This window comes from Rhizobium sp. BK112, from assembly GCF_014193215.1.
In the GTDB taxonomy this organism is placed as follows: domain Bacteria; phylum Pseudomonadota; class Alphaproteobacteria; order Rhizobiales; family Rhizobiaceae; genus Rhizobium; species Rhizobium anhuiense.
Window position 1 is genome coordinate 303,870 of record NZ_JACHYZ010000008.1, and the last position, 11,616, is coordinate 315,485.

Annotated in this window: 11 protein-coding genes; 3 read left to right on the forward strand and 8 right to left on the reverse strand. The window is 62.1% G+C overall.

Annotation, left to right across the window (positions count from 1 at the left end; all coding sequences use genetic code 11):
- Positions 1-3 precede the first annotated feature (3 nt).
- A complete protein-coding gene (locus tag FHT75_RS22680) occupies positions 4-1,260 on the reverse strand; it encodes a L,D-transpeptidase family protein (protein WP_047616549.1) in 1,257 nt (418 codons plus the stop codon).
- A gap of 91 nt (positions 1,261-1,351) precedes the next feature.
- Positions 1,352-2,644: a DNA polymerase IV gene (locus FHT75_RS22685; protein WP_047616550.1), complete on the reverse strand. Its 1,293-nt coding sequence runs from the start codon at positions 2,642-2,644 to the stop codon at positions 1,352-1,354.
- 75 nt (positions 2,645-2,719) lie between these two features.
- On the opposite strand from FHT75_RS22685, the gene FHT75_RS22690 reads away from it, so the two are divergent.
- Positions 2,720-3,307 (forward strand): GNAT family N-acetyltransferase, encoded by a 588-nt coding sequence (locus tag FHT75_RS22690; protein ID WP_047616552.1) that lies wholly within the window; start codon positions 2,720-2,722, stop codon positions 3,305-3,307.
- Here the strand turns inward: FHT75_RS22690 and FHT75_RS22695 are convergent.
- A complete protein-coding gene (locus FHT75_RS22695; protein WP_097543037.1) occupies positions 3,282-3,956 on the reverse strand; it encodes a hypothetical protein in 675 nt (224 codons plus the stop codon). The two genes, FHT75_RS22690 and FHT75_RS22695, sit on opposite strands and share 26 nt — an antisense overlap.
- Before the next feature lie 2 nt (positions 3,957-3,958).
- Positions 3,959-4,267 (reverse strand): DUF3572 domain-containing protein, encoded by a 309-nt coding sequence (locus FHT75_RS22700; RefSeq protein WP_047616556.1) that lies wholly within the window; start codon positions 4,265-4,267, stop codon positions 3,959-3,961.
- Positions 4,268-4,399: 132 nt separating this feature from the next.
- On the opposite strand from FHT75_RS22700, the gene FHT75_RS22705 reads away from it, so the two are divergent.
- A complete protein-coding gene (locus FHT75_RS22705) occupies positions 4,400-4,771 on the forward strand; it encodes a response regulator (protein ID WP_003547430.1) in 372 nt (123 codons plus the stop codon).
- 18 nt (positions 4,772-4,789) lie between these two features.
- Positions 4,790-6,163: a PleD family two-component system response regulator gene (locus FHT75_RS22710; RefSeq protein WP_063474317.1), complete on the forward strand. Its 1,374-nt coding sequence runs from the start codon at positions 4,790-4,792 to the stop codon at positions 6,161-6,163.
- 749 nt (positions 6,164-6,912) lie between these two features.
- Here FHT75_RS22710 and rpmG read toward each other — a convergent pair.
- From rpmG to rnr, 4 genes are all read right to left on the reverse strand, one after another.
- Positions 6,913-7,080, reverse strand: coding sequence for a 50S ribosomal protein L33 (gene rpmG, locus FHT75_RS22715; RefSeq protein WP_003587245.1), 168 nt, complete (start codon positions 7,078-7,080; stop codon positions 6,913-6,915).
- Positions 7,081-7,172: 92 nt separating this feature from the next.
- A complete protein-coding gene (locus FHT75_RS22720; RefSeq protein ID WP_063474318.1) occupies positions 7,173-8,357 on the reverse strand; it encodes an MFS transporter in 1,185 nt (394 codons plus the stop codon).
- Positions 8,358-8,667: 310 nt separating this feature from the next.
- Entirely contained in the window at positions 8,668-9,120 is a 453-nt protein-coding gene (locus tag FHT75_RS22725) for a DUF983 domain-containing protein (protein WP_047616564.1), read from the reverse strand.
- Positions 9,121-9,243: 123 nt separating this feature from the next.
- Complete coding sequence (gene rnr / locus FHT75_RS22730; RefSeq protein WP_063474319.1) at positions 9,244-11,616, reverse strand: ribonuclease R; 2,373 nt, start codon at positions 11,614-11,616, stop codon at positions 9,244-9,246.

Below are 11,616 nucleotides of genomic sequence, written 5' to 3' on the forward strand. Positions count from 1 at the left end.
GCGTCACCCGCGGGTGATCGTGATGAAATCCGTGCCTTCGCCGGTCTCCCGGCCGAGGCCGGTATCGGAGATCGTCAGTGTCGAGCCGGGCGCGATCAGCGCATCGATCCTGCGGCGGGTCTCGTCGGGGATCGTGATGCGGCTGAGTGAACGGGCGATCGGCTTGCCCGTGACGATCGAGCTTTCCTGATTGGTGATGCCGAGCCGCTTCATCGTCTCGCGGGAGAGATTGTTCTCGAGCGTGATGCCGAGCCAGTCCGCCGTACCGGCCTTTTCATCGACCGCGTGCAGCGTGAAGAAATGTGTGCCGAGCGCCAAGCCCGGATCGGCGATCGTCACCGGCGCTTCGAAGATCGGCTTGAAGGCCTGCCGCACCATGATGACACCATTCGGCGGCGCACCCTTGCCGGTTGCGGCATAGACTTCCTTGAGGAGCGTGTCGGAGACCAGGCTCCTGTCGCCGGCAAATTCCGCCGGCCGCAGCGCCCTGAAATCCTTGATCGCCTGCACGGTCGACGGGCCGAGCAAGCCGTCCGGATCGCCGGCGGAAAAGCCGAGCTGGTTGAGCAGGGTCTGGATGTCGATCACCGTCTCGCGCAGCGTCCGGCGCGTGATCAGCATGCTGATCGGCTCGGACGGCGGTTCGGGTTCGGGTGTTGCGGCCGGCTGTATTGCCGGCATCGGCATCGCAGCCGTGTCGTTCATTGCCACCTGCACTGGTATCCCGGGGCTGTCGGGCATGGAGGGCCGCAGCTCCACATCCGAAAGCAGCGGCATGGCCGCCGGTGCGTCGGGATGGAAAAGGGTCGGGTGGTCGATCGGCTGCGGCACGACTTCGCCGTCGCTGATGATGACGGGAACACCGGGGTCGGTCATGCCATAGAGCATTTTGGCGAAGGCGCCGGGCATACGCACGCAGCCATGCGAGGCTGGATAACGCGGCACCGAATTCGATTCATGCAGCGCGATGCCGGACCAGGTCAGTCGTTGCATGAACGGCATCGGGGCGGCCGAATAGAGATTGGATTCGTGGTATTTCTGCTTCTCGAGCACCGAGAAGATGCCGCTCGGCGTCGTGTGACCGTCCTTGCCGGTCGAGACCTTCGAGGTCGCGACGACCTCGGTGCCATCATAGACCGCAAGCGACTGCTTGTCCTTCGAGACGATGATCTGCAGCGTGCGCGCATCCGCAGCGAGAGCAGGGTGCACGAGTGCGGTGGCCGACAGCAAGCCGAGGCCGAAGACGAGACGCGAGAACATGATACCCAACCATACGCAATACTGCCCGGCAGATTATGGGACGAAGTTTAAGGAAGATTTTATAGGCCGGGCTTGATGTTGCCCTCACGCGCTAGTGATCGCGCTTGCCGCTGCCGAAGGTGTAGCCGGTCTCGACCGTCTTCGTGCCGAACTTGTCGCGCAGCTTGTCCATCGCCGCTTCGGCGGCCGCCCGCCGGCCCGATTGCTGGTCGATGAGGTCGGGCGGATCTGCGCGGGCGGCGTCGCCGAGATCGGTGACGCCGATGCCGAGCAGTCGGAACTTCGTGCCGTCGGTCTCTTTTTCGAGAAGCTCGAGCCCAGTGCGGAAGATCTTGTCGGCAAGCTGGGTCGGGTCTTCGAGCTTGCGGTTGCGGGTGCGCGATTTGAAATCGGCGCTCTTCATCTTCAGCACCACGGTCTGGCCGGCAATGCCGCTTTTCTTCAGCCGCCAGGAGACCTTTTCGGAGAGGTTGCGCAGGATCGGCACCAGCTCCTCGTGACGCGAGATGTCGTCGAAAAAGGTCGTCTCGGACGAAACGCTTTTGGCCGCATCGTTGAGATGCACCTCGCGGTCGTCGATGCCGCGCGACAGCCGTGCGAGCCGCTGGCCGATGCTGCCATAGCGGCGCATCAGGTCGTTCTCCTCCATCTGCTGCAACTGGCCGATGGTGCGGATGCCGTCCGCTTCCAGCGTCGCCGCAAAAGCCTTGCCGACGCCCCAGATCGTGGTGACCGGACGCGGCGCCAGGAATTCGACCGCTTCCTCACGGCCGATGACGGAAAAGCCGCGCGGCTTCTGCAGGTCGGAGGCGACCTTGGCGAGAAATTTGCAGTAGGAAAGCCCGACCGAAACGGTGATGCCGATTTCCTTTTCGACGCGGCGGGCGAATTTGGCGAGCGTGCGCGCCGGCGGATCGTGATGCAGCCTCTCGGTGCCGCCAAGCTCCAGAAAGGCCTCGTCGATCGACAGCGGCTGCACCAGCGGCGTCAGATCCTGCATCATGGTCCGCACCTGCCGCCCGACCCGGACATATTTTTCCATGTCGGGGCGGATGACGATCGCCTGCGGGCACGCCTCCAGCGCCTTGAACATCGGCATGGCCGACCGCACGCCGTGGATGCGGGCGATATAACAAGCGGTGGACACCACGCCGCGTTTGCCGCCGCCGATGATGACGGGCTTGTCGGCAAGTTCCGGATTGTCGCGTTTCTCCACTGCTGCGTAGAAGGCGTCGCAATCGATATGCGCAAGCGTCAATGCGTAGAGTTCACGATGGCGTACGAGACGGGGGCTGCCGCAGGAAACGCAACGGCGCGCCTCGCCCTTCTGCTCGGCAAGGCAGTCGCGACAAAAGCCGGGTGTCTTGTCAGGCGCAGGCGTCATGATGAGAACAAAGATTGAACGCCGGGACATTACGCCTTAAGCTTCCGAGTCACAAGAGACGCGGGAGCTTTGCCTTTGGATAACGACCTTCGTTTCGAGCCGGTCACCTCAGAGCGCTGGGACGACTTCGAAATCCTGTTCGGGCCGCAGGGTGCCTTCTATAACTGCTGGTGCGTTGCGTTGCGCCTGCCGCATGCGATCAGGACCGAGATGGCGCCCGACGAGCGCAAGGCGCATATCCGGGAGCGGATCAAGGCAGGCCCGCCGCCGGGCATCCTCTGTTATGCCGACGGCGCGCCGGTCGCCTGGGTGCAGGTCGGGCCGCGTCATGACGTGCCACAGTTCAATTCGCCGCGCACCGTCTCGCGGCCGCTGGAGGAAGACGATGCGCATGATCCGTCCATCTGGGCCGTCAGTTGCTTTTTCCTGCTGCCCAAACTGCGCGGCAAGGGAATGAGCCATCACCTGCTCGCCGCCGCGATTGATCATGCCCGGCGCCAGGGAGCGCGGCTGCTCGAAGCCTGCCCGATCGATCATGTGAAGCAGTCGAAATCCGTGACGCTCTGCATCGGTTCGACGGCGATCTTTGATGCCGCCGGTTTCGAAACGGTGGCGCGGCGCAAGGACGGCCGTCCGCTCATGCGGCTGGAACTGCGCGAGTGACCGCGCCGGACAGAAAATGCGCCTCGATGAGTTCGGCCACATGCGTCCAGTCGGTAGCGCGGGTAATGTCATCGGCGGCCGCCGGTGCGAAACGATGGACAGGTGAGTTCGGCATCAGATGAATGAGCAGGCAATCGGCGACGTGATCCCTGACGGAATGCAGATTGCGCGCCATATCATCGATGAAGACGACGGGAAGGGAGCGGCTGGCATGCAAGGCGTGAACGATCGGCCCCTTGGGCTGTTCGGTGGCAAGCAGCGGAAAAAGCAGGCCCATCCTGTCGAGCAGGCGACGGCGCTGGTCCTGGAACCGCGGCTGCATGGCCGTCAGGAAAAGCACATCGGCCTCTTCGGAAAGCCGGTCGAGCGTTTCGACGACGCGATCGAGCGGCGTCTGCCACTGCTCCTGCGCTTCGAAGAACTCCTCGATCAGCCGACTGACCTGCTGATCCTCGATCTCCGTGCCATCCGCCTGCGAGACGATGTTGCCGTGAAGCCGGAACGATCGCGGCAGAAACGCATGCCCCTGGCTCTCGAGGAAAAGCTGGAAGGGACCGATGAACTGCAGCACGACGTCGTCGACGTCGCAGACGATCAGCGGCCGTTCGCCGAGGCGAATATGCGAGATGTCGAATTCCCCGGAGGTCACGGTCAGTATTCTCCGGAATCGAGGCCCGGCGAAGAGAAATGCCGCCAGGCGGCGGTCACCGTCTCCGGGCTTATGCCGCTTGCCGCGCAGAAGGCCAAGGCCGTCGGTTCGTGGTTCATCAGGAAATCCATCATGCCGGCGAGAAATCCCGGATCGTTGACGGCGTTGCGCACCTGGCCGGGCGCCACACCCGTCAGGGCGAGAAAGCGGCCGAACATGTCGGGATCGCCGGCAAGCCAGCCGAGCACGGCAATCGCCGTCTCGTGCGGGTCGGCTGCCAGTTGTTTCGATGTCTTGAAGTTGCTTTGCATTTCGCGGGGTAAGTTACCTTTTCTTCAACCAAATACCGGTAGCGTGCGCTATCGGTTTCACGCAGCTTTTGTCCGCATGTGCCTTTCTCATGGGACGAACCGCTGCGCGAACGGACGTAGGGACAGCTTGTCATGCCCAAACAGGTGATGATTGTAGAAGATAACGAGCTCAACATGAAGCTCTTTCGCGACCTCATCGAGGCGTCCGGTTATACCACGATCCAGACCCGAAACGGCATGGAGGCGCTGGATCTGGCGCGCAAGCATCGCCCCGATCTCATCCTCATGGACATTCAGCTTCCCGAGGTCTCAGGCCTCGAAGTCACCAAATGGCTGAAGGAAGACGACGAGCTGCATGTGATTCCCGTCATCGCCGTCACGGCTTTCGCGATGAAGGGCGACGAGGAGCGGATCCGCCAGGGCGGCTGCGAGGCCTATGTTTCCAAGCCGATCTCGGTTCCAAAATTCATCGAGACGATCAAGACCTATCTGGGCGATGCTTGACGCATCGGAAAGACACTTATGACTGCGCGAATACTGGTGGTTGACGATATTCCGGCCAACGTGAAGCTGCTTGAGGCGCGGCTGCTCGCGGAGTATTTCGACGTGATGACCGCAGCCGACGGCTACACGGCGCTGGCGATCTGCGAGCGCAACCAGGTCGATCTCATCCTGCTCGACATCATGATGCCCGGCATAGACGGTTTCGAGGTCTGCGAACGGCTGAAGGCGAGCCAGAAGACAGCCCATATTCCAGTCGTCATGGTCACCGCGCTCGACCAGCCGGCCGATCGCGTGCGCGGCCTGAAGGCTGGCGCCGATGATTTCCTCACCAAGCCGGTCAACGATCTGCAGCTGATCTCTCGGGTGAAGAGCCTGCTGCGGCTGAAGACGTTGAGCGACGAGCTGCGCATCCGCTCCGATACCGCCCATACGATGGGCATCGACGACCTCGCGCGAGCAGGCGAGGGCCGCGCCGATGAGACCGCTCAAGTGTTGCTCGTTGACGGCCGCGCCAATTCGCAGGAGCGCCTCGTCAAGGCGCTGAAGCCGGTCGCCGACGTGCTTGCCCTTTCCGATCCGCAGGCTGCCCTCTTCGAGGCGGCCGAAAGCGCCTTCGATCTCGTCATCGTCAATGCCAATTTCGATGACTACGATCCGCTTCGCCTCTGCTCGCAGCTGCGCTCGCTGGAGCGCACGCGCTTCCTGCCGATTTTGATCATCACCGAGCAGGGCGCGGACGACATGGTGGTGCGCGCGCTCGATCTCGGCGTCAACGATTACATCATCCGCCCGGTCGATCCCAACGAGCTTGTTGCCCGCAGCCTGACGCAGATCCGCCGCAAGCGCTACAACGACCGCCTGCGCGCCAGCGTCAAGCAGACGATCGAGCTTGCCGTCACCGATCCGCTGACCGGCCTTTATAACCGGCGCTATCTCGACAACCATCTGAACGTACTCTTCAACCGTTCGATGGCCCGGGGCCGACCTCTTTCGGTGTTGATCACCGATATCGATCGCTTCAAGCAGGTAAACGACACCTACGGCCATGACGGCGGCGACGAAGTGCTGCGCGAATTCGCAAATCGCGTCCGTTCGACCATCCGTGGCGCCGATCTCGCCTGCCGCTACGGTGGCGAGGAATTCGTCGTCGTGATGCCCGACACCTCGCCGGAAATTGCCGCCACTGTAGCCGAGCGTCTGCGCGCGGCGATCGAAAGCGCTCCCTTCATGCTGAAACACGCCGGCCAAGCGCTGAACGTCACCGCTTCCTTCGGCATCGCCTCGCGGATTGCGGCGGTACTGACCCCGGACCAGCTGATGAAACAGGCGGATCTGGCCCTTTACGAGGCCAAGAATACCGGCCGCAACCGCGTGGTCGCCGCAGCCGCCTGACGAATCAGTTGCCGCCATAGGCACCATTTGCGGGTTTTCCACCGCTGTAAGCCAATCGTTACCGATTTTTAATCTTCGCTTATGCAATGCGGGGCGAAAATTTTGCAACTCAATAGCCCAAAAATGGACCATCGGCGTTGCTGAGGATATGTCGACCTGCGACAGTGTTGAGGATGTCTGGCCGCTGGCTCAAGATGAAATGGAGACTATAAAAAATGCCTGTCGCCGGAAGGGCCAAATAGACTGCGGCGACGTCACCTCACGTAAGGGGAGGGGAGGCGTAAGTTGTTAAGTTATATTGTCGAATTTCTTGGGATGGTCCAACTCTAGGCTTCAAGCCCAAGCAGAGCCGACAAATCTTTGTATGTCCCAAATCTGGACTTTTAACCATAGAATCAGGCTAACAAATTTCACCATTAAGAATTTGTTGATTTTCTTTCATTTCTGCGCAAATTATCGGCTCATAAGAGAAGCGCTCCCGTTGAGGAGTTGTCGATACCCCATGATGCTCAGGTCCGCCGCATCTCCTGGGTCGTGGGGTCGGTCGGCTAGTAGGCAAGTTATAGCGGTTCCTCGTGCCGTTTTGCATGCTGGCCGACCCCCTTTCACAAAAACGCCGTCACTTCCCGAAGATGGAAGGGCGGCGTTTTGTCTGTTTGCGCTATCATCTCTCAAAGACGATCATCCGGACAATAAAAAACGCGCAACCCGAAAGCGCGCGCTTTTTTGAAATCCGTCAGCTCAAGCGATTACTTGATCTTGGTTTCCTTGAACTCGACATGCTTCTTAGCAATCGGGTCGTACTTCGTCTTCGTCATCTTGTCCGTCATCGTACGGCTGTTCTTCGTCGTGACGTAGAAGAAACCGGTGTCGGCTGTCGACAGCAGCTTGATCTTGATTGTTGTAGCCTTGGCCATGGTCGTCCTGCCTTTAAGAAAATGAAAGCCGTGGAAGCCGGATGGGCTCCACGGCAAATTCTGGCGCGAAACTACGAATCCAGCCCGAAAAGTCAAGTCCGTTTTCGAATGAACATCAGTCTGATGCCGGAAAGTAGGGCGTACAGGCCGAAGAAGGCGGCAATCGCCCAGGCAAAACCATTATTTCCAGCGACATCGATCGCCGCGCCGATCGCCTGCGGCCCGGCCACGGTTCCCATCGCATAACAGAAGACGAAGGCAGCATTGGCCGCCGCAAGGTCGGAACCCGTCAGCCGCGAGCCGAGATGGCTGAGTCCGACCGTATAGAGGCCGGAGACGCAGCCGCCCCAGAAAAGCAGGAGCCCGGCCATCAGCAGCCAGTTGTCGACCAGCAGCGGCAGCATCATCGAGCCGATGAACCCCATCAGCGCCATGGCAGCCAGAAGCGGCCGCTTGTCGCCGATGCGGTCGGAGAGCAGGCCGAGCGGGATCTGAAAGATGACGTTGCCGACACCCATCATGGTCAGCAGAAGTGCTGCCTGCGATTCGGTGAAATGGGCGCGCACGGCAAAGATCGGGAAAAGCGACAGCCCGCCCGCTTCGACCGCGCCGAAGATGAAGACCGCCGCCGTCGCCGTCGGCACCAGGAAGACGTAGCGCATGAAATGCAGCTCCGGTTTTTCCTCGAGCACCGGGCTTTCGTCGCGGGCGATGAAGATCGGGATGGCGGCAAGCAGGATGGCGGCGGCGCCGATCAGGAAGGGGAAGATGCCGTCGCTGCCGAGGATCGAAAAGAGCAGCGGCCCGGCCGCAAAGCCAAGGGAAAGCACCGTCGCGTAGATGCCGAGCACGAAGCCGCGCTTGGAAGGCGGCGAAGCGGCATTGATCCAGAATTCGGAGAGGATGAACAGCGTCGTCGTCGCGCCATGGAAGGCGAAACGCAGCGGAAACCACATCCAGAAATCCTCGGCGTAATAAAAACCGAGCGCGCTCAGCGCCGAAATCAGCACCGCCCAGAGCATCGTCGGCGCAACGCCGTATTTATGGGCAAGCTTGGTGGTGATTGGTGCGGCGGCCATCGCCGCAACCCCGGCCATCGCCGTGTTGAGCCCGATCAAGGTGGACGAGATGCCGCGTTTTTCGAGGATGATGCTGAGAAGCGGGAGTCCGAGGCCGATTGCTATGCCGACGGCTGATATGGACGAGATGGCTGCCACCAGAGAAGGCCAATGGATTTCCTCGACATCGCCCGGTGTGCCGTTTCTCGGCTGAGACATTTATCCATCCTTAGAAAGCTACGCGAGCGAACCGGCCTGTCACCTCGCATAGAAAGACACAGGCGTGCCAAACCCAGGTGACGGGCAGCGTTTCGCAGTATTTCCGATGTGAGTGACCACCTGCGGAATGTAAAGCCTGTTCAGACAAGAAAAGCGTACCATGTCAAGTCGTTGAGGATCGTCGGCTGCCGCGTTCGGGTGGTGGTCGGTGGAGCGCTGGCACTACACGTTAAATATGTCTGGAAGGTGAAGGCGCTAAAGTGCGTCGCGATCTTTCAGATTCGCGGCTCGCGCTTTTGCTCGACATGCTCTAATCCGGCCGGCCGGGGATGTCATAATCGTCCGCACCATCACTCTCCCCGCCGAAACCGTGCATGCGCAGCGCCCACTGCAGGCCGATGACGCCGCCCTTGATAGGCTGGATCGAGGCGAGCGCTGTGATGACGGTGATCGGCGCCCAGATGGCAAGGTGCACCCAGACCGGCAGCACGAAGGTCAGGTCGGTCAGCATATAGCCGCCGACCACGACGTGGCCAAGGACGAGAATGACGATATAGGGCGGCAGGTCGTCGGCGCGTTGGTGATGCATCGCCTCGCCGCAGGCCGCGCAATGATCGACCGGTTTCAGGAAGGCGCGAAAGAGCTTGCCGTTACCGCAGGCCGGGCAGCGGTTCATTAGCCCGCGCATGACCGAGCGCCCAACCGGACGCTCGACCTCGGGCGCATCTCCGTAGCGGACCGCCGGATCGGTCGGTGTGATCATCGCCTGTTCCTCTTTCGGACATAGAGCCCCGTGCGTCCTTTCGGACGCACAAAGAACGCTCTAACTCTTTCAATCCTTGCATCACGCTTTTCGAAAATCGATTCCGATTTTCGAGCCGGTGGGCTAGTGCCGTCCGCGCGGCGGCCTCGTTCCGGGTTTCTTGCGGACCTGGCCCCTGTCGCGGCGGCCCGCTTTGTGGAAGGAGCGCACCGCCGTCGGCATCTCGCGGCCCTCGCTGATCATCTCGAAACGCAGCGCGCCGGCAAGCGGGATCGCTTCGGCAAGCTTCACGGTGACGCTGTCGCCCAGGCGATAGCCGAGCCCCGTTCGCTCCCCCGACAGCGCCTGATGCGCCTCGTCATAGATGAAATAATCGGTGCCGAGCGTAGATATAGGGACGAAGCCGTCGGCGCCATAGTCCGGCAAGGCGACAAAAAGCCCCGATTTCGTCACGCCGGAGACCCGCCCGGCAAATTCCTCGCCGACGCGGCCGCTCAGATGATGGGCGATCAGCCGGTCGACCGTCTCGCGCTCGGCGGCCATGGCGCGGCGCTCGAAGGTCGAGATTTCGGCGGCGATATCGTCGAGTGCCGCCTCTTCGTCGGGCGTAATGCCGCCTTCGCCGAAGCCCAGCGAACCGACGAGGGCGCGATGCACGATGAGATCGGCGTAGCGGCGGATCGGCGAGGTGAAGTGGGCGTATTTCATCAGGTTGAGGCCGAAATGACCGATATTCTCGGGACCGTAGATCGCCTGGCTCTGCGAACGCAGCACCATCTCGTTGACCATGGTCTGGTGCGGCGTACCGTCCGCCTTCGCCAGAATGCCGTTGAAGCTGTTGGCGCGCATATTCCCGCCCTTGGCCAGCGAGATGCCGAGTGTCGCCAGGAACTCGCGCAGGATTTCCTGCTTGGCGAGCGTCGGGCCGTCATGGATGCGATAGATCAGCGGCTGGCGTTTCTTTTCCAGGGTCTCGGCGGCACAGACATTCGCCTGGATCATCATTTCTTCGATCAGCTTATGCGCATCGAGCCGCGGCGGCACGAAGACCCGGTCGACCGTGCCGTCGGGCTTCAGCAGGATCTTGCGCTCCGGCATGTCGAGTTCCAGCGGCTGGCGCCGGTCGCGTCCGCGCTTCATCACCTCATAGGCGTGCCAGAGCGGCTTCAGGATCGGCTCGAGCATCGGTCCGGTCTGATCGTCCGGCTTGCCGTCGATCGCCGCCTGCGCCTGCTGGTAGGAGAGCTTTGCGGCGCTCTTCATCATGATGCGATGGAAGGTGTGGCCGATCTTGCGGCCTTCCGCGGAAAAGCTCATGCGCACGGCGAGCGCCGGGCGGTCGACGCCTTGCTTCAGCGAGCAGAGATCGTTGGAGATGCGCTCCGGCAGCATCGGCACGACGCGATCCGGGAAATAGACCGAGTTGCCGCGCTTCAGCGCCTCGCGGTCGAGCGGCGAATTGGGGCGGACATACCAGGAAACGTCGGCAATCGCGACGGTGACGAGGACGCCGCCGGGATTGTCGGGCGAGGGGTCGAGCTCGGCATAGACCGCATCGTCATGGTCCTTGGCGTCGGCCGGATCGATGGTGATCAGCGGCACGTCGCGCCAATCCTCGCGATGCGACATGTTGGCAGGCTTGGCGTCATCCGCCTCGGCGATGACCGCAGGCGGGAAGACATGCGGGATGCCGTGTGCATGGATGGCGATCATCGAGATTGCCTTTTCCGAACCGACGGAACCGACGACGGAAAGCACCTTGGCGCGCGGCAGGCCGAAGCGGCCGAGACGGGCGACTTCCACTTCGACCAGGTCGCCGTCCGCGGCGCCGCCGGTGAAGTCGGGATCGATCACCATTTCCTCGCCGCGCCGTTCGATCGGCAGCAGCCGGCCACCGCCGCCGGGTGCTGCGCGGAAGACGCCCATCGAGGCGCCGCGGCGCCTGTCGATCACCTTGATGATCCGCGCCGTATAGGCCGGCCCGCCGCGATCGACGGCCGGGAAGATCTTTGCCAGGATGCGGTCGCCGAGGCCGGCGACGGGCGCCTTGCCCTTGCCCTGGCGGCCTGCGGGCGATTGCTGGCGGATGGCGACGGCGGGTGCGACGCCCTGGTCCTCCGGCCATTCCGCCGGCCGGCCGATCAGATCGCCATCCTTGTCGCGTGTGGTGATATCGAGAACGGTGACGGGCGGCAGCGCGCCGGGACGGATCAGCGACTTGCGGTTCTTCTGCAGCATGCCTTCCTGCTCGAGTTCCTGCAGCATGTGCTTGAGCTCGACGCGGCTGTCGCCCTTCAGGCCGAAAGCCTTGGCGAGTTCGCGTTTGGAGGCTTTCTGCGGATGATCGGCGATGAAGCGCAGGATCACCTCGCGTGAGGGCAGGGCGCCGTGGACGATGTTCAGCGGCTCGACGGCGGGAGCATCCTTGCCCGAGCGGCCGATCTTGCCCGGGCGCTTGCCCGCGGGGTTCGTTCTCTCGCGCGGTATCCTGCTCAC

Excerpts from the sequence above, each read along its gene's own strand:
- FHT75_RS22705 (WP_003547430.1), top strand. The coding sequence starts at position 4,400 with ATGCCCAAACAGGTGATGATTGTAGAAGATAACGAGCTCAACATGAAG.
- FHT75_RS22725 (WP_047616564.1), bottom strand. The coding sequence starts at position 9,120 with ATGATCACACCGACCGATCCGGCGGTCCGCTACGGAGATGCGCCCGAG.
- rpmG (WP_003587245.1), bottom strand. The coding sequence starts at position 7,080 with ATGGCCAAGGCTACAACAATCAAGATCAAGCTGCTGTCGACAGCCGAC.
- FHT75_RS22720 (WP_063474318.1), bottom strand. The coding sequence starts at position 8,357 with ATGTCTCAGCCGAGAAACGGCACACCGGGCGATGTCGAGGAAATCCAT.
- FHT75_RS22710 (WP_063474317.1), top strand. The coding sequence starts at position 4,790 with ATGACTGCGCGAATACTGGTGGTTGACGATATTCCGGCCAACGTGAAG.
- FHT75_RS22680 (WP_047616549.1), bottom strand. The coding sequence starts at position 1,260 with ATGTTCTCGCGTCTCGTCTTCGGCCTCGGCTTGCTGTCGGCCACCGCA.
- FHT75_RS22700 (WP_047616556.1), bottom strand. The coding sequence starts at position 4,267 with ATGCAAAGCAACTTCAAGACATCGAAACAACTGGCAGCCGACCCGCAC.
- FHT75_RS22685 (WP_047616550.1), bottom strand. The coding sequence starts at position 2,644 with ATGACGCCTGCGCCTGACAAGACACCCGGCTTTTGTCGCGACTGCCTT.